20 protein-coding genes are annotated in these 24,550 nt (G+C 64.9%); 11 read left to right on the top strand and 9 right to left on the bottom strand.

The features are described 5' to 3' along the window. The first annotated feature begins 88 nt into the window (after positions 1-88). The 3 genes from prfB to I6F36_RS07335 all read left to right on the top strand — a co-directional run bounded on the left by prfB (position 89) and on the right by I6F36_RS07335 (position 3,222). Positions 89-1,220 (top strand): peptide chain release factor 2 gene (gene prfB, locus I6F36_RS07345; RefSeq protein ID WP_225125559.1). Its coding sequence is split into 2 segments (ribosomal slippage): positions 89-157 and positions 159-1,220, totalling 1,131 coding nucleotides; the frame shifts between segments, so codons are not numbered across the junction. Then, entirely contained in the window at positions 1,121-2,104 is a 984-nt protein-coding gene (locus tag I6F36_RS07340; RefSeq protein WP_346275745.1) for an NAD(P)-dependent oxidoreductase, read from the top strand. Before prfB ends, I6F36_RS07340 begins: the two co-directional genes overlap by 100 nt. A 134-nt stretch (positions 2,105-2,238) precedes the next feature. Continuing rightward, positions 2,239-3,222, top strand: coding sequence for a DMT family transporter (locus I6F36_RS07335; protein ID WP_225125556.1), 984 nt, complete (start codon positions 2,239-2,241; stop codon positions 3,220-3,222). Here the strand turns inward: I6F36_RS07335 and I6F36_RS07330 are convergent. After that, on the bottom strand, positions 3,209-4,564 hold the full coding sequence (locus tag I6F36_RS07330; RefSeq protein ID WP_192893223.1) for a M23 family metallopeptidase: 1,356 nt from the start codon (positions 4,562-4,564) through the stop codon (positions 3,209-3,211). The genes I6F36_RS07335 and I6F36_RS07330 overlap by 14 nt on opposite strands. A 111-nt stretch (positions 4,565-4,675) precedes the next feature. Next, a complete protein-coding gene (locus I6F36_RS07325; RefSeq protein ID WP_225126002.1) occupies positions 4,676-5,377 on the bottom strand; it encodes a peroxiredoxin in 702 nt (233 codons plus the stop codon). Positions 5,378-5,572: 195 nt separating this feature from the next. Between I6F36_RS07325 and I6F36_RS07320 the strand changes: the two genes are divergently transcribed. Then, positions 5,573-9,379, top strand: a complete 3,807-nt coding sequence (locus I6F36_RS07320; protein ID WP_225125555.1) for a DUF3971 domain-containing protein — start codon at positions 5,573-5,575, stop codon at positions 9,377-9,379. Between the two features lie 167 nt (positions 9,380-9,546). Here I6F36_RS07320 and I6F36_RS07315 read toward each other — a convergent pair whose 3' ends face one another. From I6F36_RS07315 to tyrS, 4 genes are all read right to left on the bottom strand, one after another. Further along, a complete protein-coding gene (locus tag I6F36_RS07315; protein WP_036000014.1) occupies positions 9,547-11,241 on the bottom strand; it encodes a methyl-accepting chemotaxis protein in 1,695 nt (564 codons plus the stop codon). Between the two features lie 392 nt (positions 11,242-11,633). Beyond that, positions 11,634-12,044 carry a DoxX family protein gene (locus I6F36_RS07310; protein WP_036000011.1) on the bottom strand — a complete coding sequence of 137 codons (411 nt, stop codon included), beginning with the start codon at positions 12,042-12,044 and terminating at the stop codon, positions 11,634-11,636. A gap of 228 nt (positions 12,045-12,272) precedes the next feature. After that, a complete protein-coding gene (locus I6F36_RS07305; protein WP_225171219.1) occupies positions 12,273-13,556 on the bottom strand; it encodes an MFS transporter in 1,284 nt (427 codons plus the stop codon). A gap of 56 nt (positions 13,557-13,612) precedes the next feature. Beyond that, entirely contained in the window at positions 13,613-14,866 is a 1,254-nt protein-coding gene (tyrS, locus tag I6F36_RS07300) for a tyrosine--tRNA ligase (RefSeq protein ID WP_128261852.1), read from the bottom strand. A gap of 166 nt (positions 14,867-15,032) precedes the next feature. Here tyrS and I6F36_RS07295 point away from each other — a divergent pair, with 166 nt between their 5' ends. From I6F36_RS07295 to I6F36_RS07285, 3 genes are all read left to right on the top strand, one after another. Continuing rightward, entirely contained in the window at positions 15,033-16,136 is a 1,104-nt protein-coding gene (locus I6F36_RS07295) for an anhydro-N-acetylmuramic acid kinase (protein ID WP_109143901.1), read from the top strand. A 112-nt stretch (positions 16,137-16,248) separates the two neighbouring features. Then, complete coding sequence (locus tag I6F36_RS07290; protein WP_225156016.1) at positions 16,249-16,944, top strand: glutathione S-transferase family protein; 696 nt, start codon at positions 16,249-16,251, stop codon at positions 16,942-16,944. Between the two features lie 10 nt (positions 16,945-16,954). Further along, entirely contained in the window at positions 16,955-17,278 is a 324-nt protein-coding gene (locus I6F36_RS07285; RefSeq protein ID WP_225156017.1) for a multidrug efflux SMR transporter, read from the top strand. Positions 17,279-17,291: 13 nt separating this feature from the next. On the opposite strand, the gene I6F36_RS07280 is transcribed toward I6F36_RS07285, so the two are convergent. The 3 genes from I6F36_RS07280 to I6F36_RS07270 all read right to left on the bottom strand — a co-directional run bounded on the left by I6F36_RS07280 (position 17,292) and on the right by I6F36_RS07270 (position 19,483). Further along, positions 17,292-17,582, bottom strand: coding sequence for a DUF1330 domain-containing protein (locus I6F36_RS07280; RefSeq protein WP_225125548.1), 291 nt, complete (start codon positions 17,580-17,582; stop codon positions 17,292-17,294). Between the two features lie 65 nt (positions 17,583-17,647). Continuing rightward, the gene (locus I6F36_RS07275; protein WP_035999994.1) at positions 17,648-18,295 is read right to left on the bottom strand and encodes an alpha/beta hydrolase; all 648 of its coding nucleotides are present in this window, start codon (positions 18,293-18,295) and stop codon (positions 17,648-17,650) included. Between the two features lie 348 nt (positions 18,296-18,643). After that, positions 18,644-19,483, bottom strand: a complete 840-nt coding sequence (locus I6F36_RS07270; protein WP_225171218.1) for a LytTR family DNA-binding domain-containing protein — start codon at positions 19,481-19,483, stop codon at positions 18,644-18,646. Positions 19,484-19,672: 189 nt separating this feature from the next. On the opposite strand from I6F36_RS07270, the gene I6F36_RS07265 reads away from it, so the two are divergent. From I6F36_RS07265 to sufC, 4 genes are all read left to right on the top strand, one after another. Continuing rightward, the gene (locus tag I6F36_RS07265; protein ID WP_225171217.1) at positions 19,673-20,863 is read left to right on the top strand and encodes an acyltransferase family protein; all 1,191 of its coding nucleotides are present in this window, start codon (positions 19,673-19,675) and stop codon (positions 20,861-20,863) included. A gap of 52 nt (positions 20,864-20,915) precedes the next feature. After that, on the top strand, positions 20,916-22,055 hold the full coding sequence (locus I6F36_RS07260) for a cysteine desulfurase family protein (protein WP_225171216.1): 1,140 nt from the start codon (positions 20,916-20,918) through the stop codon (positions 22,053-22,055). Between the two features lie 113 nt (positions 22,056-22,168). Next, positions 22,169-23,665 carry a Fe-S cluster assembly protein SufB gene (gene sufB, locus I6F36_RS07255; RefSeq protein ID WP_225113990.1) on the top strand — a complete coding sequence of 499 codons (1,497 nt, stop codon included), beginning with the start codon at positions 22,169-22,171 and terminating at the stop codon, positions 23,663-23,665. A gap of 132 nt (positions 23,666-23,797) precedes the next feature. Beyond that, a complete protein-coding gene (sufC, locus tag I6F36_RS07250; protein WP_035999976.1) occupies positions 23,798-24,550 on the top strand; it encodes a Fe-S cluster assembly ATPase SufC in 753 nt (250 codons plus the stop codon).

Genomic DNA, 24,550 nt, shown 5'->3' with positions numbered 1-24,550 from the left:
ATCACGGTTTGGGCGGTTGCGCTTTGCGGCCGCCGCCGCTACATCCCCTCTCGAACTGCACGCGGGATTCCGCAAGACAGAGAACAACATGCGCGCCGAAATCGAACGGTTGGTAGAAGAGATCAAGCAGTCAGTCGGGCTGCTGAGGAGGCATCTTTGACGTCGAGAAATCGACGGCGCGCCTCGCTGAGCTGAACAAGCTCGCAGAAGATCCCAATCTCTGGAACGACCCTCAGAAAGCCCAGAAGCTGATGCAGGAGCGCACCTCGCTTGAGGATGCGCTCTCAGGCATCGGCAAGGTCGAGCAGGAGCTCGAAGACGACATCGGCATGATCGAGCTCGGCGAGGCCGAGGGCGATGACGGCGTCGTCGCCGAAGCCGAAGCTGCGCTGAAGAACCTCAAGAAGGAAGTGGCGCGGCGCGAGCTCGAGGCACTGCTCTCGGGCGAAGCCGACCGCTTCGATTCCTATCTCGAAGTCCATGCCGGCGCCGGCGGCACCGAGAGCCAGGACTGGGCGCAGATGCTCCTGCGCATGTACACGCGCTGGGCCGAAACCCACGGCTTCAAGGTCGAGTATCTCGAAGAGTCCGAGGGCGAAGAGGCCGGCATCAAGTCGGCGACCATCCAGGTCTCCGGTCACAACGCCTACGGCTGGCTGAAGACTGAAGCCGGCGTGCATCGGCTGGTGCGCATCTCGCCATTCGATTCCAACGCGCGGCGGCACACCTCGTTCTCGAGCGTCCAGGTGTTCCCCGTCATCGACGACAGCATCAAGATCGACATCAAGGAATCCGATGTCCGCACCGACACCATGCGTTCGGGCGGTGCCGGCGGTCAGCACGTCAACAAGACCGAATCCGCGGTGCGCCTGACGCATATCCCGACCGGCGTCGCCGTGGTCTGCCAGGCCGGCCGCTCCCAGCACAAGAACCGGGCGCAGGCCTGGGACATGCTGCGCGCGCGTCTCTACGAGATCGAACTGAAGAAGCGCGAGGAGAAGGCCGCTGCCGACCAGGCTGCCAAGACCGACATCGGCTGGGGCCACCAGATCCGCTCCTACGTGCTGCAGCCCTATCAGATGGTGAAGGATTTGCGCACAGGCGTGCAGACTTCCGACACATCGGGCGTGCTCAATGGCGAGCTCGACGAGTTCATGGCGGCGACGCTGGCGCAGCGCGCCTTCGGCACCACGACCGGCGACATCGAGGACGTGGACTAGCCATGCCCCGCATCGCCTTCATCGGGCTTGGGCGGATGGGCCATGGCATGGCCGGCCGCTACCTCGATGCCGGCTTCACGGTGACGGTCTGGAATCGCAGCAAGGCAAAGGCCGAGGACCTGATCGCGCGCGGCGCGATTTGGGCGACCTCGCCGGAGGACGCCGCGATCGATGCCGACGCGGTCGTGACCATGGTCGCCGACGACGAGGCCTCGCGCGCGGTCTGGCTCGGGCCTGACGGCGCCGCCAAGACGGCGAAGGCCGGCACCATCGCGATCGAATGCTCCACCGTCTCCTATGACCATTCCCGCGAGATGGGCCGCGAGCTCAACGCGCGCGGGCTGATCTACATCGATTGCCCCGTGACGGGATTGCCGGACGCGGCGGCGGCCGGGAAGTTGACGCTCTTGGTTGGCGCCGACGCGGCCGATCTCGAGCGCGCGCGGCCCTATCTGACGCCGATCGGCTCGACCATCCGCCATTTCGGCGCGGTCGGCTCCGGCACGGTCTACAAGCTGATCAACAATCTCATGGGCGCGATCCAGATCGCCGGCCTCGCCGAGGGCCTTGCGATTGCCGAGCAGGCCGGGCTCGACATGAACCTGGTGCTGGAATCGATCCAGGCAGGCGTCGCGGCAAGCCCGCAGGTAGCGCGTCACTCCAAGCGCATGGTCGCCCGCGATTTCAGCGGCGCGACCTTCACCGCAGCGCTGCGGCACAAGGATGCCGCCTACGCCGTGAAGCTCGCCGAGAGCCTGCTCGAGGGCAAGCCGCTGGTCGCGCGCGCCGCGGTCGAGGCGTACGCGCAGGCGAAAGCGGTGATGCCGGACGATGATGAAGGCAGGATGATCGAGCTGGTGTCGCGGCCGAAGAAGCCATCCTAGTCAAACCGCGCTAACCGGTGCCCCTCAGTCACTCCATTCGCGCCGAGTATCGGTTTGTAAACCGGGACCTCGTCAGAAATCGGGTGGCGACATTGATCGCACCGTTCTAGGCCATGGGGCTGAGGTAAGACCCCATGCCCGACAATGACCACCGGATCGATGCACGCGACTGGTCGTTGCTCGCTCTGCTCTCGATCCTCTGGGGCGGCTCGTTCTTCTTCAACGGCGCGGCCTTGCGGGAATTGCCGCCGCTGACACTGGTGTTTTTGCGCGTGGCGCTCGGCGCTGCAATGCTGCTGCCGCTGCTGCGCGCACATGGCATCGGCTTTCCCAGGAGCTGGACGGGCTGGGCGCCGTTCATTGCGATCGGGCTGCTCAACAATGTCGTCCCGTTTTCGCTGATCGCGATCGGCCAAACTTTCATTCCGAGTGGGCTGGCCTCGATCCTGAACGCGACCACGCCGATGTTCACGGTGGCCGTGATGATTGCAGCGGGCCAGGAGGCCTTGCAGATGCGCCGCCTGGCCGGGGTGGCGTTGGGCTTTGTCGGCGTGATCCTGCTGCGCGGATGGGGCTTCGAGACCAGGCCGGGACAGGGGCTCGGCATTCTGCTCTGCCTCGGCGGGGCACTGAGCTACGGCTTTGCGGCGCTGGCTGCGCGGCGCTTGCTGAAGGACGCAGCGCCGCTGGGGACGGCGACGTTTCAATTGATGTCATCCACGGTGATGATAGCGGTCGTCGCCGGCGTCGTGGAGCAGCCTTGGCAGTTACCGATGCCGAGCCTCACGACCTGGCTCGCCGTGCTCGGGCTCGCCGGGCTTTCGACGGCGCTCGCCTACATCGTCTTCTTCCAGATCGTGCGGCGCTCGGGCGCGAGCAACGTCATGCTGGTGACGCTGCTCATTCCCGTCACCGCCATCCTGCTGGGCTGGCTGGTGCTGGATGAGCCGATCTCCGGCCGCGAGATCGCCGGCTCGATCGTCATCGCCAGCGCGCTGCTGGTGATTGATGGGCGTGCATTCAGCTTACTGCGCAAGCTCTCGGCCGCCAGTCGTTGCTCTGGCTCTCGGGAAGTTCTGCGCGGCAAAACTGAAAAGCGCGGACCTAACCCGCGCTGAGCCGCACGCCGGCGCGCAGGAATTTCTGCGGATCGACCGCTTCGCCTTCGATGCGGGTCTCATAGTGCAAATGCGGACCGGTGGAGCGGCCGGTCGAGCCGACGAGGCCGATGACCTGGCCGATCTTCACGACTTCGCCGACCCTGACGTTGATCTCGGAGAGATGGCCGTAGCGGGTCGAAAGCCCGTTGCCGTGGTCGACCTCGACCATGCGGCCATAGCCGCCGGACCAGCCGGCGGAAACCACCTTGCCGTAGGCGGTGACGCGGACGGGGTCACCGCTGGCGGCGCGGAAATCAAGGCCGGTGTGCATCGCGGGCCGACCCAGAAAAGGATCGCTGCGCACACCGAAGCCGGACGTGAACTCGACCTCGCCGATGACGGGCTTGCGATACGGCACCAACGCCAGCGTGCGGTTGAGACGGTCCATCTCGGCGCGCGTGGTGTGGATGCGGTGGAGCTGCTTCTCGAACGGTCCGGCATTCGCCGTCAGCTTGACCGGGACGAACGGTCCGCCCATCGCACTGCGCGGCACGGCGGCTTCGAGATGGGCAAGGTTCAGGCCGAGGTCGCTGACCACGCTGCGCATCCGGCGCATGCGCGAATCCATGCTTTCCTCGACCGCGTTGAGCGTCGCCATCTGGCGCCGCTCGACCTGATCAAGCGAGGTCGTGAGCCGGACCAGCACGTTGTCGAAACCGCGGTTCTTGGCGAACTGGCTGGTCGGCGTTGCCGCAACGCTCGGCGCGCGCGATTCGAGGCGCGCTTCGCGATCCGGTGGCGCCACGAAGATCACGGTGTCGCTGATGGGCGACGGTTTTGGCGTGGTCGGGCTTGCATCGCTGCGCTGCGGAGCGGCGCGGGGAATCGAGCCGGTCACGTCGGGCATGGCGCCGAGCGCCGTGGCCCGGGACTCGAGCGCCGTCTGGCGCTTCATGATCTGGTCGAGCTTTTGGTCGAACTGCTCCTGGTCGAGCAATTGACGGCTGGTGGTGCGATCGATCTTGGCGCGCAGCTCGGCGATGCGGTCCTCATAGGCGTATTGCATCTCGGCCTGGCGGGCGATCAGCCGGGTCAGGACGTCGTCACGGAACGCGAAATAGGTGGCGGTGGCGGCCGACCACAGCCCGAGCAGCACCACGGTGCCGACCACGATCCAGAACACCACGGGTCCGAAGCGGACCTGCTTGCCGGCATGCACGATGGTGTAGGCATCGTCGGTGGCGGGCAGGGGAATCGCGGTTACCGCCGCCGGGGCACCCAGAGGGCGCCGGAAGGCGCGTCCGTGATCGTGAGGATGATGTTGGGGGTACTGCGAGTATTGGGCAGAACTTTTCGACATCGGCACTCCCGCGCCGGTCGGATGGGTTCCTTGCGGCTCAATTGCCGCCGCAATCTGGGCCGCTCATGGTTAATTTTCCGCAAATGGGAACGCGCGAATTTAAAGGATTGGTTAAAGGCTCCTTGCCGCCTCCAGCACTTCGTCGGCATGGCCATCGACCCGGACATTGCGCCAGATCCGCGCGACTTTACCGTCAGTCCCGACCAGCACCGTGGTGCGAAGGATCGCAAGGAAGCTCTTGCCATACATGGACTTTTCGCCCCAGGCCCCATAAGCCTCCAGCATCTCATGCGTCTCGTCCGAGATGAGGGGCACGCCAAGCTTGTGCTTGTCGCGAAACTTCTCCTGGGCCCTTAACGGATCGGCGGAGATGCCGAGCACCGCGGTGCCGGCGGCCGCGAAGGCGTCCGCCAGGCGCGTGAAGTCGATCGCCTCCCGCGTGCAGCCGGGGGTGTCGGCGCGGGGGTAGAAGAACAGGACGAGCTTTCGGCCGGCATAGTCGGCCAGCGTGACCACGTCGCCGCCATCGCGCGGCAGGCGGAAGGCCGGGGCCTTTTGGCCCTCGGCCAAGCCGGACTTCAAGCCCGACTTGGCCGCAGCCGGAGAGGAGGCGGATTTGGAGGATTTTAACTGTTTCGATGCGGCCTTATGCGATCCTGCTTTTGCTATGGTCGCAGCTGATTTGCGTGCCGGTGTCCGCTGCGTTTTCGCGGATCTTGTTTGAGTCGATGCCCGCGTTTTTGCGGACTTCTTTGCAGCGGTCGGACTGCCGGAGGGCGTTTTGGACGATTTCTTTCGGGATTTCTTGGACATACGCCTTCCTTTCGACGCTTTCGGCAGGTCAACCGAAGCGGTATTGCAGCTCTTGTCCGGCGAGCCGGAATCGTGCCCTCGGCTGGGCAAGTCTGGCGACGCCGGAGTATGGTTACAAGGAATTCCACGCACCACCCCACTGCTCGTTGAACGCGCTCCCGGGGCGAAATGACGAACAGCAGGAATATTCGAGGTATGGCGGCAGTGCCGGCGCAGGGAGCATCACTTCCCGCGAACGGCTGCGGTCCCGGCGGCGCTCAGTCCTATGACGGGCGCCTGTATCGAGAGGCAATGGCAAGGAATACGTCGCCCCAGGACTACAACCGGGATTTTGATCGGCGCGGCGGCGAACTCGAGCCGCAGGAATGGGACGACGCCGACTGGGATCCGGATCAGGAAGCGGCTGCGCGCAATCGCGCACGCCGGTTGCTGGCGCGTTCCGGTTCGGGCTTTCTTCGCTTCGGTGGTGGATTTGGCGCGCTGCGCCGCTGGACGGGTGGGGGACGCTGGCTGAAGCGCCTGGCGGTGGCCGTCGCCACCGTCATCGTCATTTTCATCGGCTGTTTCGGTGCGCTGTGGTGGCGGCTCGGTGCCGGTCCCATCAGTCTGGACATCGCAACGCCGTGGCTCGCAGCCGCGATCGAGGACAATATCGGCCACGGCAACACCGTTGAGGTCGGCGGCACTCAGATCGAGCGGGCCGGCCGGGTCCGCGTCGCCGTCCGCATCCGAGACATCATCGTTCGCGACCGCGATCACGCCGTCGTCGCCAGCGCGCCGAAGGCCGAGGTGAGGCTGTCGGGTGCGGCCCTCCTGATGGGGCACCTGCGTGCCGAGAGTCTTAACCTGGTCGATGCCGAGCTCGCCATCCGCATTGCGCCCGATGGCACCGTCACCGTGTCCGCCGGCGACACCGCAAAGCCGCTCGCGACCGGTGTCGCGTCCAAGAAGGATGCGGGCCTGCCGCCGACATTCCCGCGCAGCGGTGTCCCCCCGCCGCCATTCGCGACCGCGCCTGCGAGCCCGGACGCATCGCAGGCCGCACCGCAGGCGACCGCGCAGAGCGGCATCCTTCAGGGCCTCGACTGGCTCGACAGCCTGAGCATGACTGGCCTCGACGGTCAGAACCTCAACGAGATCGGTCTGAAGAACGGCGTCCTGATCGTCGACGATCAGCAGCGCGGCAGCAAATGGTCGTTCGAGAACATCACGCTCAGCCTGAGGCGGCCGAGCCGCGGCGGCGTCGCGCTCAGCCTCGGCGAGCAGGGCGCGCGTCCGTGGCTGCTGCGCGCCACGATCGGACCGGCCGAGAACGGCGTGCGCTCGGTCGACATCAAGGCCGACAAGGTCTCGACGTCCAACATCCTGCTGGCACTGCGGGTGAAGGACCTCACCTACACCGCCGACCTGCCGCTGACGGGCGAGCTCAAGGGCGAGCTCGGCCGCGACGGCGTGCCGACCTTCTTCCGCGGCAAGATCGCGGCCGGCGCCGGCAACATCATCGATACCGACACGCCCGACTACCCGATGGCAATCGACTCAGCCGAGATCAACGTCGAGTGGGATGCGAACCGGCGGGTGCTGGTCGCGCCGTTCAAGGTTCTCTCCGGCGCGAACCGCCTGACGCTGCTGGCCCATCTCGAGCCACCCAACGGCAACATCAACGACTGGCAGCTCGGCTTCAGCGGCGGTTCGATCCTGCTCGGCGGCATCGACAACGAGCCGCCGCTCGTCTTCAACCGCATCGCGATCGGCTTCCGCTTCGACGCCGACCACAAGCGCATCCTGCTGACACAGGCCGACGTCTCCAACGGCGAGATCGGCGTCGCCGGCACCGGCGCCCTCGACTATTCGGGCGAGCCGCGGCTCACCCTCGGTTTTGCGGGCACGCCGATGTCGGCCTCCGCCTTGAAGCGGATGTGGCCGACGCTGATCGTCCCCGAATTGCGTGAATGGGTGATAGAACGGATCGAGCGCGGCACGCTCCAGCGCATCGAGATCGGCGTCAACTCGCCGACCAGGAACCTGCCGCGCAAGGGTCCGCCCATTCCGGACGACGGCCTGTCGGTCAACATCGTGGCGAGCGGCGTTGCGGTCCGGCCCGTGGACGGCATGCCGGTGGTGCGCGATGCCGATCTGAAGGCGCGCGTGACCGGACGCACCGCGACCGTCAACATCGGGCAGGGCATTGCCGATACCCCCGCGGGCCGCAAGGTCACGATCTCCGATTTCGTCTTCGAGGTGCCCGACATGGCGCCGAAGCCGTCGCCGTCGCGGAGCAGATTCCGTGTGGAAGGGCCGGTGCCCGCGGCCGCTGAAATGCTCGCCAATGATCGGCTGAGCGACCTGTCGGCGACCGTCGTCGATCCCAACACCAGCAAGGGAACGTTCTCGGCGAACATCCAGCTCGGCATGCCGGTCAAGGGCGAGCTGACCAAGGCCGACACCACCTACGCCGTCACCGCCGATCTCAACGGTTTTGCCGCAGACAAGCTGGTGATGAACCAGAAGCTGGAAGCCAACAACCTCAAGATATCAGCCAACAACCAGGGCTATCAGGTCAAGGGCGACGTCAAGATCAACGGCCAGGCGGCCTCGCTCGATTATCGCAAGCCGGCCGAGGGCGACGCGGATGTCAGGCTGCAGGCGACGCTGGACGATGCCAGCCGCGCGCGACTCGGCTTCGATCTCAGCCCCGCCGTCATCGGATCGTTGCCGATCAAGCTGTCGGGCAAGATCGCGAGCGGCGCGGATCAGACGACGAAGCTCGGCGTCGAGGCCGATCTGACCTCGGTCAGGCTCGACAACATCCTGCCCGGCTGGGTCAAGCTGCCGGGCAAGTCCGGCAAGGCCAGCTTCAAGGTGGTGCCGACGGCGCAATCGACGCGTTTCGAGGACATCGTCATCGAAGGCGGCGGCGCCTCGATCAAGGGCTCGCTCGAGCTCGACGCGAACAGCGATCTCGTGAACGCGAACTTCCCGACCTACGCGCCGTCCGACGGCGACAAGGCCTCGCTCAGGGTGGAGCGCAGCCAGGACGGTGTGCTGCGCGGCACCATGCGTGGCGACGTGTTCGACGGCCGCGGCTTCCTGAAGTCGGCGATCTCAGGCAATTCCAAGGACGACAAGAACAAGCTGAAGAACGTCGATTTCGACATCGACGTGAAGCTCGGTGCCGTCGCCGGCTTCAACGGCGAGGCCATGCGCAGCCTCGATGCCAAGATGTCGAAGCGCAATGGGGCTATCAAGGCGTTCACGCTGAGCGGCAAGATCGGCCGCGACACGCCTGTCGCTGCCGACCTGCGCGGCGGCCGTGCCCAGGGCAACCGCGAGGTGATCTACCTGCAGACCAACGACGCCGGCGCGCTGCTGCGCTTCACCGACACCTACACCAAGGCGGTCGGCGGCCAGATGGTGGTGGCGATGGAGCCGCCGTCTTCCGAGCCGAACGCCGCGCGCGAGGGCCTGATCAATGTCCGCGACTTCACCGTGAAGGGCGAGGCGCAGCTCGAACGCGTTGCCGCCGGCGCGCCGAACGGGACCGGGAATGGCGTCTCCTTCAGCGCACTTCGCGCCGAGTTCACGCGGCAGAACGGTGCGCTCACGGTCCGTGACGGCGTGGTCAAGGGGCCGATGATCGGTGCCACCATCGAGGGCTCGATCGACTATCCCGGCAACCAGGTCTGCATGAGCGGCACCTTCGTGCCGATGTACGGCGTCAACAACATCTTCGGCCAGATCCCGCTGTTCGGCATCTTCCTCGGTGGCGGCAACAATGAGGGGCTGATCGGCGTGACCTACGAGGTCGTCGGCACGCCAGCCGCGCCCGTGATGCGCGTCAATCCGATCTCGGCGATGGCGCCGGGCCTGTTCCGCAAGATCTTCGAGTTCAACACCGGCAAGCAGAACTCGCCATTCGAGGAATTCCCATCGCATTCGAACGACGGCTCGACCGGATCGACGCGCCAGCTGTCGAGCGGTTGCACCCTCGCGCGGCGGTAGCCACGCACATTTCCAGGTGCACGTCATGCCCGGGTTTGTCCTGGTTTGTCCCGAGCATCCACGTTCTTCGTGCGGCGCGGCCAAAAACGTGGATGGCCGGGACAAGCCCGGCCATGACGAATGTGGCGATGCTTTCGCGCCAAACGTTTTGAGGCTGGAGCGGGGCGTCAGGCCGCGCGCACGCCCTTCAGGAACGTTCCGACTTCGCCGGAGAGCTGCTCGGCCTGCTTGGAGAGGTTGCTGGCTGCTGCGAGCACCATGCCGGCAGCGTTGCCGGTCTCGTTGGCTGCGGTGGAGACGCCGCCGATATTGGTGGTGACCTCCTTGGTCGCCTCCGCGGTCTGCGAGACGCTGCGGGCGATCTCGGCGGTGGCGGCGCCTTGCTCCTCGATGGCCGCGCCGATCGAGGTGGCGATGCGGCTGACCTCCTCGATGGTGGCGGTGATGCCGCCGATCGCATCGACAGCTTCCTTGGTGGCGCCCTGGATCTGGGCGATCTTGTCGCCGATCTCGCGGGTGGCTTCCGCGGTCTGGCTCGCCAGCGACTTCACCTCGGAAGCGACCACGGCAAAGCCGCGGCCGGCTTCGCCGGCGCGGGCGGCCTCGATGGTGGCGTTGAGCGCGAGCAGGTTGGTCTGCGCCGCGATGTTGGAGATCAGCTCGGCGACATGCTCGATCTGCTGGGCGCCGTCCGAGAGTGCGCGCACGATGGTGTCGGTGCGGCGGGCGCTGTCCACCGCACGTCCCGTGACCTCGGCCGATTGCGCGACCTGGCGGCTGATCTCGGTGATGGAGGAGGAGAGCTCCTCGGCGGCGGAGGCGACGGTCTGGACGCGCTGGCTGGCCTCATTGGCGGCCGAGCCGACCACGGCGGCGCGGCGATTGGTGCCTTCGGCGGTCGACGACATCGACTTGGCCGTGGTCTCCAATTCACCGGAGCCGGAGGCCATCAGGCCGACGAGCTGGCCGACGGAGGCATCGAAGCGGTCGGCAAGGGCGATCAGGGCCTCGCGCTTCTCCTGCTCGCTGCGGGCCTTGGCCGCGACCTGCTCGGCCTCCAGCGTGCGGGCCGTGAGCGCGGTCTGCCTGAGGATTTCGAGCGTCTCGGCCATGCGGCCGATCTCGTCGCCGCGGTCGGTCTCCTCGACCGGCTTGTCGATGGCGCCTTCGGAAATCGCCTGCATGCGATTCTTCTGACGGTCGAGCGCGCCGAGCACGTCGCGGGCGATCAGCCAGGACAGCGCCGCCATCAGCAGCATCAGGCCGATGCCGATGGCGCCAAGCTCCAGCGTCAAGGCGCGCACATCGGCGTCGATGTCGTCGACATAGAGGCCGTAGCTGATGATGACGTTCCAGGGCGCGAATTTGCGCGCGAACACGGTCTTGCGGACCGGCTCGGTCTGGCCGGGACGGGGGTAGAGATAGGAGGTGACGCCGCCCTGCGCAGTCTCGCTGCCGGCCTTGATGATGGCGTCGGCAATCAGCACGCCGTTTGAATCCTTGGCGCCGGTGATCTTGCCTTCGAGCTGCTGGTTGGCGCCGTTCACGACCAGGGAGCCGTCCGGATTGTAAACCACCGGATAGCCCTGGTTGCCGTTGAAGTTCATGCGGCGGCCGCGCTGGTGGAACAGGCTCTTGGCCTCGGCCGGCGTCAGCTTGCCGGCGGTCACTTCGTCCTGGAGCGCTTGGGCGTAGTTGTAGAGGAGTTCGACGGCGGTCCGCATCTGCTGGACGCGGTCCTCCATCATCCGGCTCTTGCTGAGCACGGCCGATACGCCGATGATGGCTGTGACCGTGAGAGCCGCAAGGCAGACCATGCTGGCAAGCTTGGTGCGGATCTTCAAATGACTCAGCAGTTTCATCACAGCCCCTACGGAATGGTTGTTATTGCTCGCACCGGTAGCATGAAGTTCTTACCAATCATGAATGGAGGCATGCGGCGGCCTGCTGCGCGGACAGCGTGCGCAGGCGCGTGCGCAATGGTGCAGGCAAATCGCCGTGCAGACGGACTCCAGCCCGTCTGGGAAAGGGAATCGATCTTGGGTTTTGGCAGCTAGACCGTCTGGACGGACCTGCAATGAATCGATTCGTTCATCGCATCATCATGTCTCTGCTGCTCGTCGCCGCCCTCGTTCTGATCTGGAACGTGCTGGGCGCGCGCTGAGACGGCGCCGGAGATCTGCCGGCGCCATCCTCGTGCTTAGCGGATGAGATGTGCTTCAGCGGGGCGCGGATGCGCCCGCCGGTCCGGCGGCTATTTCTTGCCCATCGCTGCGTCGACGCTGACCGGGCCTCCGCCCGCCGCCGAGAGATACAGGCAGGCGAAGCAGAACAGGATCGCCAGGGTGCCGTTGTTCAGCAGCGGCAGGAAGATCGGCGTCTCGCCCCTGAACATGTGGCCCATGAAGTAGGCGAAAGCCATTTCACCGGACAAGATGAAGGCTGCGAGGCGCGAGAACAGGCCGATCATGAGCAGCCCGCCAAGCACCAGTTCGAGCGCACCGGCGGCGCCGTAAAGCGACATCAGCTCGACCTTGGCGAACATTGGGACAGCCGGAAACTTGAACAGCTTGGCGACGCCGTACTGGAACAGCAGCAGGCCGGTGATGAAGCGAAACAGGCTCAGGAGAACCGGTTGAAAGCGAGTGAGATAAGGAAAGTCCATTGGTTTGCCCTCCATCCAATGCTGGACCCAATGCTGCGACTTGGACCGTATTCGCTTCCGCCTCGCAAGCCACCAGGATCAATTCAGCGCTGACATTTTCGTCATGTCGGACAAAACACCGCAAGGCGCCGCCAAGAGCTGCACGCGACCCTCTTTTTTGCACGTTCGCCTCGCGCTCGTCCGTAGGATTCCGGTGAAACCAGGGTGTGCAGGTTACGTCGGGGAGACCTACTCCCGCAAAGCAGGGACGACCAGGAACGGAATCATTCCGAGGATCACGCTCGCAAGTGCGAAGACGAGCAGGAGATCGTAGCCGTGCGTGGCATCGTGGATCAGGCCGCCGCTCCATGAACCGAAGGCCGAGCCGAGGCCGCTGCCGATCGAGATCGTGCCGAAGATGGTGCCGACGCGTTTGCCGCGAAAGATCTTCATGGCGGTGGCGCTGATCAGCGGCCCGCGGGAGCCCATCATGCTGCCGAAGCAGACGACGAAACCGGTGAGCAGAATGACGTTCGGATAGTACTGCAGCAGCCAGAGCAGAACGATGCCGAGAATCGAGATCGCGTAGCTGAGCAGCACCGACGGCCGCCGTCCGATCAGGCCGTCGAGCGCGGAGACGCCGAGCATGCCGAACACCAGCACGATTCCGGAGAAGCCCCAGGCGGTCGCAGCCTGGAGCGGCGGAAAGCCGGCGTCGATCAGATAGGCCACGATCTGCGCCGCGATCGCATACATGCCGACCGCGGTGAAGAAGAAGGTCGAGAACAGCGCCCAGAATGCGTGGTGGCGCATCGCGCTCGCAAGCGTCCAGCCGCTGTCGACGAAGTCAGGATCGCTCTTCTTGGCGACGTGCGGCGAGCCGGCCGCGAACATGCGCCAGGGCAGCAGCAGCAGCGGCGCCAGCAGCCCGAGCGCTGCAAAGCCGAACAGCTGGTAGGTCTCGCGCCAGCCGAGATGATCGATCAGGAGCTGCGAGGCCGGCAGCAAGGCCAGCACGCCGCCGCCCATCGCCGAATAGACCACCGCCATGGCGGTCGGCAGCTTTGGTCCGAACCAGCGACCGAGCAGGATCGAGTTCGGCACATTGCCGATGAAGCCAACGCCGATGCCGACGCAGATGCCGATCGAAAGCTGGAATTGCCAGAGCGCGTGCGCATGGCTCGCGATCAGAAAGGCCGAACCGAGCAGGAGTAAGCCGAGCGCATAGACGAGGCGTGGCCCGGAATGATCGAACAGGCGCCCGACCAAGGGTGCGGTCAGCCCGCTGACGAGCCAGGTGAGGGAGTAGATCGAGACGGCCTGGGCGCGATCCCAGCCGAGGCTTTCGGAGATCGGCTTGAGGAAGACCGTGAAGCTCTCGCTCAAGCCCCGGCCAAGAACAGCCAGCGTGAAGCAGAGGCCGAGCACGACGAGTGCGGTGCGCACCGCGTCCCGCCGGGCGCCTCCGACCCTTTCCTTGCCCGTTTCCGCTGTCGTTTCCGCTTTCGTTTCCTTGGGCCTGTCCTGTTTCATTGCCTTCAGGGAGCGCGCATCCGTGCGCCCTGACAAGCAGTGAAAAGCTCATACGCCTATGCAGGCCTGATGAGCACGTGCTTCTTCTTGCCAAAGGACAGCTTGATCACGCCTTCCGGCGTCAGGTGGCCTGCCGACAGCGCCATCTTCTCGTCGGTGACGGGCGCGTCGTTGACGCGCAGGCCGCCGCCTTTGATCTGGCGCCTCGCTTCGCCGTTGGAGCCGACGAGGCCAGCCTTGACGAAGGCGTTGAGCACGCCGAGGCCGGCGTCGAGTTCGCCGCGCGGAATTTCCACGGTCGGCAGGCTCTCGGCAAGCGCGCCTTCCTCGAAGGTGCGGCGCGCGGTCTCGGCGGCTTCGTTCGCGGCGTCGCGGCCGTGCAGCAGCGCGGTCGCTTCGGTTGCGAGCACCTTCTTGGCCTCGTTGATCTCCGAGCCGCCGAGCGCCTCGAGCTTCCTGATCTCGGCCATCGGCAGTGTCGTGAACAGTTTCAGGAACTTGCCGACGTCGGCGTCCTCGGTGTTGCGCCAGTATTGCCAGAAGTCGTAAGGGCTGAACTGGTCGGCGTTGAGCCACACCGCGCCTTGCGCGGTCTTGCCCATCTTGGCGCCCGAGGCGGTCGTCAGCAGCGGCGTCGTCAGCGCGAACAGCTGGTGGGTGCCCATGCGGCGGCCGAGATCGACGCCCATGATGATGTTGCCCCATTGGTCCGAGCCGCCCATCTGTAGGCGGCAGCCGGTGCGCTTGGCCAGCTCGACGAAGTCGTAGGCCTGGCAAACCATGTAATTGAACTCGATGAAGCTCATCTCCTGCTCGCGCTCGAGGCGCAGCCGCACGGAATCCATGGTCAGCATGCGGTTGACCGAGAAGTGCCGGCCGACGTCGCGCAGCATCTCGATCCAGTTCAGCTTGGTCAGCCATTCCGCATTGTCGAGCATGACCGCGTCGCTCTTGCCTTCGCCGTAGCGCAGCACCTTGGCGAACACGCCGCGGATTGATTCCTTGTTGGCCTCGATCTCGGCGATGGTGCGCATCGCGCGCGTCTCGTCTTTGCCGGAGGGATCGCCCACCATGGTGGTGCCGCCGCCCATCAGCGTAATCGGCTTGTTGCCGGACTGCTGCAGCCAGTGCAGCATCATCATGGTCAGGTAATTGCCGATGTGCAGCGAGCGGGCGGTGCAATCGTAGCCGACATAGGTGGTGGCCTCGCCCTTGGCGGCGAGCGCGTCCAGCCCCTCGAAATCGGAGCATTGGTGGATGAATCCACGTTCCTGCAGGGTGTTGAGGAAATCCGATTTAAATGCAGTCATCTGTCGGCGTGCCTGACAATTCTTGGTTTACCGTTTTGGGGGCAATTTAAGGGTCTTCCGCGGGAACCCGGTTGGCCGCCCGCCACTTGGCGCGTTGGCATTATAAGATGTGCCCCTCTGGCACAAGATCGGCATGCCAGCGCGGGTCTCTTGAGGATGCTGGTCCATGATGTTGACGGCACTCGGTTTGATGAGCGGCACCTCGCTGGACGGGGTGGATGTCGCGCTGATCGAGACCGACGGAAAACAGGTGAAGGCGTTCGGACCGTCCGGTTACCGGCCCTACGGCCCGGCCGAGCGCAACCTGCTGCGCCAGGCGCTGAGCGAGGCCGTGCATCTGCAGCAACGCGACGCCCGCCCGGGCAGTCTGGGCGATGCCGAGCGTGCGGTGACGCAGGCCCATGCCGAAGCGGTCGCGGCCTTCCTCGCCCAGAATCGGATGAGGGCGGAGGACGTCGACATTGTCGGCTTCCACGGCCAGACCGTGCTGCACCGGCCCGAGAGGCGGCTAACGGTGCAGATCGGCGACGCGCCGGCGCTCGCAAGGGCCATCCATATTCCCGTGATGCACGACTTCCGCGCCGCCGACGTCGAGGCTGGCGGGCAGGGCGCCCCGCTCGTGCCGGTTTACCACCGCGCGCTCGCCCATTCGCTGGAGCGCGAAGGGCCGACCGTCGTGGTTAATATCGGCGGCGTCTCCAACATCACCTATATCGACGGCAACGATGCGTTGATCGCCTGCGACACCGGCCCCGGTAACGCGTTGCTGGACGATTTCATGTACCGCACCATGAACCAGTCGTTCGATGCCGAAGGAAAGTTCGCCGCGCTCGGCAAAGTGGACGAAGCCTGGATCGCGCGGGCGCTGGAGCTGCCGTTCTTCGCAAGTCCGCCGCCGAAATCGCTCGACCGCAACGATTTTGCGGCTCTGCGGCTTGGCGACGTGCTGCCTGCCGACGGCGCGGCGACGCTGACTGCCTTCACCGCGGCCGCGATCGCCCGCATCATTCCGCTGTTGCCGCGGCGGCCGCGCAGCTGGATCGTCTGCGGCGGCGGTGCCCGCAACCTCACCATGCTGCGGATGCTGCGGGAGCGGGTGGGCTCGGCCACGGTCGAGGCGGCCGAAACGCTCGGCTGGGCCTCGGACGCCATCGAGGCCCAGGCCTTCGGCTTTCTCGCGGTCCGCGGCATGAAGGGCCTGCCGCTGTCCTATCCCGCGACCACGGGCGTGCCGATGCCGATGACCGGCGGGGTGATCGCCAGGCCCTGAAGATGACTGCCTGAGGATCACGCTCGGTTGATGCGAATGCATCGATCTTGACGAGTGAATGCAGATGCATCTATATTGGATGCAATTGCATCTAACCGCCGGGATCGTTGCCATGACATCTTCGCTTAATACGCCCGCTTCACTGAAACTGATCAGCCACAAGCTTTGTCCCTATGTTCAGCGCGCGGTGATCGCGCTGAAGGAGAAGGGCGTGCCGTTCGAGCGGATCGACATCGATCTCGCCAACAAGCCGGACTGGTTCTTGAAGCTCTCGCCGCTCGGCAAGGTGCCGGTGCTGGTGGTGACGACGGAGCAGGGCGAGGTCGCGCTGTTCGAGAGCAACGTGATTTGCGAATACATCGAGGAAACCCAAGGCGGCGCGAAGCTGCATCCGGTCGACGCGCTGAAGCGCGCCGAGCACCGCGCCTGGATGGAGTTCGGCTCAGCGATCCTCGGCGACCTCTGGGGCTTGGAAACCACGACCGATCCGGCGATCTTCGAGAGCAAGCGCCAGGCACTCGCGGCAAAATTCGCGCGGGTCGAGGCCGCGCTCGGCGCGGGCCCGTACTTCGCCGGCGAGGCGTTCAGTCTGGTCGATGCGGTGTTCGCACCTGTCTTCCGTTACTTCGATCTGTTCGACGAACTGACCGCGCACGGCATTTTCAACGACGTGCCGAAGGTGCGCGCCTGGCGCGCCGAGCTCGCAAAGCGCCCGAGCGTGCGCAGCGCGGTCGGGGCGGATTATCCGCAATTGTTGCGCGCCTTCCTCATTCGCCACGACGCGCATCTGCTCAAGCTCGCGGCGTGAGCCCCGTCCGATGTCGCAATCCCTTGCTTGGCTCATGCTGGTGATCGCGGGCCTGCTCGACGTCGGCTGGGCGATCACCATGAAATATGCCGAAGGCTACACGCGCGCCGGCTGGAGCATCGCCTCGCTCGTGCTGCTCGCCGCCTTCGTATTCCTGCTCGGGCGCGCCTTGAAGGTGCTCGAGGTCGGCGTCGCCTATTCGGTGTGGACCGGCATTGGCGCGGCTGGCACGTTCCTGATGGGCGTGGTGCTGTTCGGCGAGAGCTTGAGCGCGATGAAGCTTGCCGGCATCGCGCTCGTCTTGATTGGGATCGTCGCGCTCAAGCTGGCGTAGTCAGTTGCTGCGATCAGATGCACCCATCCGCGAGCAGCAGCCTGCTGGTCGTCGTCGCCTGACGCAGTTTGAACAGGGGTTGAATCTCAGGATCATCCAAGAAGGCCTGAGCCTTCTCGCGGTCCGCAAATTCGATGATGACGAGACGCTCGGGCGCCCAGTCGCCCTCAATCGTTGTCGGCTCGACGCCGCGGACGATGTATCGCCCTGCGTGCTTGGCGATGAACGCCGGAACTTCAGCGATGTAAGTCTTGAATCCGGCGTAGTCGTTCACCGAGAGATCAAGAACCAGATACGCCTTCATCGCTCGCAAATCTCCAGCGTGATGGGTTCGCAGCCATGCCGCGAACCCATCCACGTCGGAAGATATTACCGCACGTTGGCGAGGCGCATGTCGAGATAGGCCGTGATGGTTTCCATCAGCGGCTCGAGCTTGGAGTCGAAGAAGTGGTTGGCGCCGGGGATGATCTGCTGGTCGATCACGATGCCTTTCTGGGTCTTCAGCTTCTCGACCAGCGTGTTGACGTCCTTGGGCGGGACCACCGCATCCTTCTCGCCATGCACGATCAGACCTGAGGACGGGCAGGGCGCGAGGAACGAGAAGTCGTAGAGGTTGGCCGGCGGCGCGATCGAGATGAAGCCCTCGACCTCGGGGCGGCGCATCAAGAGCTGCATGCCGATCCAGGCGCCGAAGGAGAAGCCGGCGACCCAGCAGGCGCGAGCCTCGGGATTGATGGTCTGCGCCCAATCGAGCGCGGCGGCCGCATCCGACAATTCGCCGGTGCCGTGGTCGAACGCGCCTTGGCTGCGGCCGACGCCGCGGAAATTGAAGCGCAGCACCGAGAAGCCGCGATGGGCGAAGGCGTAGTAGCACTGGTACACGATCTGATGGTTCATCGTGCCGTGGAACTGCGGATGCGGATGCAGGATCATCGCGATCGGCGCATTCTTCTGCTTGGCCGGGTGATAGCGGCCCTCGAGGCGGCCGGCGGGGCCGGTGAAAATGACTTCAGGCATCGATGATCTCTGATCTAAGTCCCTTGGAGGTGATCCCTGCGCAATCGTCCGATTGTGGCTCTCGCAGCGTTGCCGCCGACGAGAGCACGGATGAAGGGTGGAGAGGCGCGCCCTCGGATGATGCGCGAGTGGCGCGCAGGTGAACTGACGCGCGCTTCTAACACAAGGCCAGGGTCAAAAAGCAAGCTTCTTCGACATCTCTCAATCAGCTCAAGAGCTTAGCCAGTCATTGCATTGTCATCTCTGGCTTGCCTGCCGCGACCTGGACCTGCCTGAATCAACCGAAGCACGGCAAGAGCCGGCCGTCCTGCCGAAGGGTGCTATCCAACTTATTGAAATCACGATTGTTTAGGGGGAGCCTGGGGCGATTCCCGCTGGCGCGGTTCGGCTTCCGAGCGATGCGACCGCCGGCCGGTAACGCCGGCTGCCGCCGAGCGTCTGGCCGTTGTCGAAGGCGAGCTCGAAATCCCCTGATGGCTTGAGGTCCACGCCGCGCACCCGGTCGAGATTGGCGAGCTTGGTCCGGTGGACGCGAACGATGGAAAAGCGCGCCAGCTCGCTTTCCGCCGCTGCCAGCGTGCCCCGTATGAGGTGCTGGGTGCCGTCGGCGAGGCTGTATTCGATGTAATTGCCGGCTGACGCGACCCAGAGGATATCGCGCGGCACCACCCGAATGCGGCTGGTGCCGTCGCGCAGCCAGATCAGATCGGGGGACGATGGCTGCTGCGGGGTGGGCGGCGCCGACGATGCGACTGCCGCGTTCTTCAGCTCACGCCGGCTTTCGAGCAGCCAGATTGTGGCGGCGATCAGAACAAAGGCCACGGCGTCTTTGCGGAATTCATACAGGACCGTCGCGAGCGAGAAACGGAAATCGTAGGCGCCGCCGGCGAGCCAGAGCGCGAGCTTCCGCACCCAGACCATGCCGGTGATGTGGAGGGTGGAGAAGCCGAGCAGGGCGATCGCCCCGATGGCCGCCTGGGCGGCGAGGCCGGCTGTCCGGCGCATGCGGCGGACCGCCAAGACCAGGATCGGCAGCAACAGCAGGATGACGGCGATGCTCGACATCTCCCAGAACAGCCGCCGGCCGATGTCGTAGCTGTCGCCGCGCCAGGCCGCGTCCTGGGCGAACGAAAACGCATTGACGATTCCGATCACGAGCGCGACGGCCGCGATCGCTGCGAACATCATCCGGTCACCGCCGCTGATCCCGAAAGTCCCGCGACTCGTCCCAGCCGCCGGCGGCTCATCCCCTCGTATCCGATTCTGATCCCAAACCGGCTCGACGCGCGCCGCAGGCGGAGCATTTTCGGTGTCAGCCATTTTCGTCAGTCCTGGCCCCGAAACCGCGTTTGTCGTCCCGTCAAGGAGCAGAAAACCATGACAACACCACAGCAATCCCAAAGCTCTGAAAGGCGTATCGACCTGGACTGGGTGCGGATTTTAGCCTTCGCGCTGCTCATCTTCTACCACGTCGGCATGCTCTACGTGTCCTGGGGATTTCACATTAAGAGCGCGCACCGGCTGACGTGGCTGGAACCGGTGATGCTCTTCCTCAACCCATGGCGGCTATCGCTGCTGTTCCTGGTGTCAGGGGTTGCCACCCGCTTCATGCTCGGAAAGTCCAGCCTCGCCTCGCTTGCCGGTGCGCGATCGGCGCGGCTCCTGATCCCGCTGATCTTCGGCATGCTCGTGATCGTGCCGCCGCAGGCCTATCTCCAGATCGTCGAAAGCCTCGGCTATCCCGCCGGCTTCTTCGATTTCTACGCCAGGCACTACTTTGCCTTTGGCGCGCAATTCTGTCCGAAGCCGTGCATGGTGTTGCCAACCTGGAACCACCTCTGGTTCGTGGTCTATCTGTGGGTCTACACCATGGCGTTGATCGGCGTGCTCGCGTTATGGCCGGCCGGCGCTGACTGGCTTGGCCGAAAGCTGGCTCGTGCGCTCACCGGCCCATGGCTCCTGATCGCGCCCTGCCTGCTGTATGCGGCCTGGCGCCTGGTGCTGTTCCCGGCTTTCCCGTCGACACACGCGCTGTTTGGCGACTGGTACAACCACGCGGACCACGCCACGGCCTTCCTGATCGGTTTCCTGCTGGCCAAGCAAGAGGGGATCTGGCGCGAACTCGAACGCCTGCGCTGGGCGGCCCTGCTGGCGGCCGCCGCCTGCTTCGCTGGTTTCATCCTGGTACGCGCCGGCCTGTTTGCGCCATCGCCCATGCTGAAGTGGTTCGCCGCCTCGGCCTATGGCTGTTATCAATGGCTCGCGATCGCCGTCGTGCTGGGCTTTGCGCGGCGCACCTTCACAGCCGACAGCCCGGCGCGGCGCTATCTCACCGACGCGATCTTCCCGTACTACATCGTGCATCAGACCGCGATCATCGTGATTGCGCATCAATTGCACGACAGCGGGCTGTCGGCTGGAATCGAAGCGTCCATTGTCATCGTCGGGACTGCGCTCACATGTGTGGCGACCTATGAGATCGTCCGGCGCGTTGCCTGGCTGCGGCCGCTGTTCGGGTTGCGCGCGGTGCCGCCAAGTGTTGCGAGGATGGAGCAGCAGCCGGCCTGACGAGCGCACGCCCTCCGATTGGCCGAACGACAAAAGGTGCTAAGAGGGCCAGATGCCGAACCGTGTCTATCTCGACTGGAATGCGACCACGCCGCTGCGCCCCGAGGCGCGGGCCGCGATGGTTGCCGCCTTCGACCTGGTCGGCAATCCATCCTCCGTCCATGCCGAGGGGCGGGAGGCGCGGCGATTGGTCGAAGAGGCGCGCGCGACACTTGCCGCTGCGGTGGGGGCGCAGCCGCGCAACGTCGTCTTCACCTCCGCTGGAACCGAGGCCAATGCGCTGGCGCTCTCGCCGGGTTTGCGGGGCCCCTCCGGCGCACCTGTCGAGCGGCTGTTGGTCTCGGCAGTCGAGCACGCCTCGGTGCTGGCCGGCGGCCGGTTCCCGGCGGACAAGATCGGGCTGATCCAGGTCACGCGCTCCGGCTTGGTCGACCTCGATCATTTGAAGGCGCTGCTGAAGGGCGGCCCGCCGGCCCTGGTCTCGATCATGGTCGCCAACAACGAGACCGGCGCCCTTCAGCCCGTCACGGAGGCTGCAACCATCGTCCACGAGGCCGTCGGCTTGCTGCATGTCGATGCGATCCAGGCGCTGGGCAAAATACCGTTCGATATCAATTCAGTAGGCGCCGACCTTGCGACCTTTTCTGCGCACAAGATCGGCGGCCCCAAGGGGGTCGGCGCCTTGGCGATGGCCAATGGGATAAGCGGCCTCGAGCCGGTGCTGCGGGGCGGCGGGCAGGAGCTCAGCCGCCGGGCCGGAACCGAGAACACTGCCGGGATCGCCGCCTTTGGCGCGGCGGTGAAGGCTGCGCTTCAGGCTCTGCCGGAAGATGTGAAGCGTATGGCAAGTCTCAGAGATCGCTTGGAAAATGGCGTCCGCGACGTTCCCGGCACGACAGTCTTTGCGAAAGACGTGGCACGGTTGCCCAATACCGTCCTTTTCACCGCACCAGGCCTCAAGGCCGAAACCGCCGTGATCGGCTTCGATCTGGAGGGCGTCGCGGTGTCTTCCGGCTCCGCCTGTTCCTCCGGTAAGGTCCAGCCGTCTCACGTCCTGTCGGCGATGGGCTATGATCCCGTGGTGGCCCAGGGAGCGGTGCGTCTCAGTCTGGGCTGGTGCACGGAACCGGCGGACATCAATAGGGCGTTAGAGGCTTGGCGAAAGCTTGGTAATACCCTACTTAAGGGTTGAGCGATGAAACACGGCTTGAACGGTTCTAAGCCCGTGCTTTCCGCAGAGAAATATCGTAATACTCGTCCGAGTTTGATCCACCGCGGTCCTTGAAACCGCGAGCGGAGGATGGAATGCCAGCCGTACAAGAGACGGTCGAGCGCGTGAAGCGCATCGACGTCGACCAGTATCGTTATGGGTTTGAAACCCTGATCGACTCCGAGAAGGCCCCCAAGGGGCTGTCGGAGGAGATCGTAAAGTTCATCTCACAGAAGAAGAACGAGCCCGCCTGGATGCTGCAGTGGCGGCTGGAGGCCTATCGGCGCTGGCTGACCATGCAGGAGCCGACCTGGGCGCGCGTCGATTATCCGAAGATCGACTTCCAGGACCTCTATTACTACGCGGCGCCGAAGCCGAAGAAGACGGTCTCCTCGCTGGATGAGATCGATCCGGAGATCCTGAAGACCTACGAGAAGCTCGGCATCCCCTTGCGGGAAGTCGCCATGCTCGAAGGCGTCGAGCCCAAGCCCGGCGAGGAAGATCCGGCGCGCCGCAAGATCGCGGTCGATGCTGTCTTCGATTCGGTCTCGGTTGCGACCACGTTCAAGGCCGAGCTGAAGAAGGCCGGCGTGATCTTCATGCCGATCTCGGAGGCGATCCGCGAGCACCCTGAATTGGTGCAGAAATATCTGGGATCGGTGGTTCCGACCTCGGACAATTTCTACGCGACGCTGAACTCGGCGGTGTTCTCCGACGGCTCGTTCGTCTATGTGCCGCCGGGCGTGCGCTGCCCGATGGAGCTGTCGACCTATTTCCGCATCAACGAGCGCAACACCGGCCAGTTCGAGCGCACGCTGATCATCGCCGACAAGGGTTCCTACGTCTCCTATCTCGAAGGCTGCACCGCGCCGCAGCGCGACGAGAACCAGCTGCATGCCGCCGTGGTCGAGCTCGTCGCCCTCGACGATGCCGAGATCAAGTATTCGACGGTGCAGAACTGGTATCCCGGCAATTCGGAAGGCAAGGGCGGCATCTACAATTTCGTCACCAAGCGTGGCGACTGCCGTGGCGCCAACTCGAAGATCTCCTGGACCCAGGTCGAGACCGGCTCCGCCATCACCTGGAAATACCCGAGCTGCATCCTGCGCGGTGACAATTCCCGCGGCGAGTTCTACTCGATCGCGATCTCGAACGGCTTCCAGCAGGTCGATAGCGGCACCAAGATGATCCATCTCGGCAAGAACACGTCGAGCCGGATCATCTCCAAGGGCATCGCCGCCGGCAAGTCGCAGAACACCTATCGCGGTCTCGTCACCGCGCATCGTAAGGCGACCGGCGCGCGCAACTTCACCGCCTGCGACTCGCTGCTGATCGGTGACAAATGCGGCGCGCACACGGTGCCATACATCGAGGCCAAGAACTCCTCGGCGACTTTCGAGCACGAGGCGACGACCTCGAAGATCTCCGAGGACGTGCTGTTCTACTGCATCCAGCGCGGGCTCAGCCAGGAAGAAGCGGTCGGCCTCGTCGTCAACGGCTTCGTCAAGGACGTGCTGCAGCAGCTGCCGATGGAGTTCGCGGTGGAAGCGCAGAAGCTGATCTCGATCTCGCTCGAAGGGTCGGTCGGCTAGCTCGGACCTCGTCCTGAAGAGGCCGCGCAAGCGGCCGCCTCGAAGGATGGATACCGGAAAGATTGGTGGCCTCAATCCTTCGAGACGCGCCTGCGGCGCTCCCTGGGATGAGGGGATAGATGGAAAAACATTATGGCTTTGCTTGAAGTGAAAGACCTCAAGGTTCGTGTCGAGGAGCGTGAGATCCTCCACGGGCTGACGCTGACCGTGAACGAGGGCGAGGTGCACGCGATCATGGGGCCGAACGGCTCCGGCAAGTCGACGCTCTCGCACGTCATCGCCGGCAAGCCCGGCTACGAGGTCACCGACGGCCAGATCCTGTTCAGGGGCGAGGACCTGCTGGAGATGGATCCCGACGAGCGCGCCGCCAAGGGCGTGTTCCTGGCGTTCCAATATCCGGTCGAGATCCCCGGCGTCACCACCATGAATTTCCTGCGCACGGCGCTGAACGCGCAGCGCAAGGCGCGCGGCGAGAGCGAGCTGATGGTGCCGGACTTCCTGAAGAAGGTCCGCGAAGTCTCGAAGTCGCTGAACATCCCGCAGGACATGCTCAAGCGCGGCGTCAATGTCGGCTTCTCCGGCGGCGAAAAGAAGCGCAACGAGGTGCTGCAGATGGCGCTGTTCGAGCCGAGCCTGTGCATCCTCGACGAGATGGATTCCGGCCTCGACATCGACGCCCTGCGCATCGCGGCCGACGGCGTCAACGCACTGCGCTCGCCGGGGCGCGCGATGGTCGTCATCACCCATTATCAGCGGCTGCTGAACTACATCGTGCCCGACGTCGTGCACGTGATGTCCAGGGGCCGCGTCGTGAAGAGCGGCGGCAAGGAATTGGCGCTGGAGCTGGAAGCCTCCGGCTACGCCCAGTTCGAGGATGCCGCGTAA

This window comes from Bradyrhizobium sp. BRP19 (genome assembly GCF_020194195.1).
GTDB lineage: Bacteria > Pseudomonadota > Alphaproteobacteria > Rhizobiales > Xanthobacteraceae > Bradyrhizobium > Bradyrhizobium yuanmingense.
The sequence above is the reverse complement of the archived record's forward strand: the minus strand, read 5'-3'. Positions and strand labels throughout refer to the sequence as shown.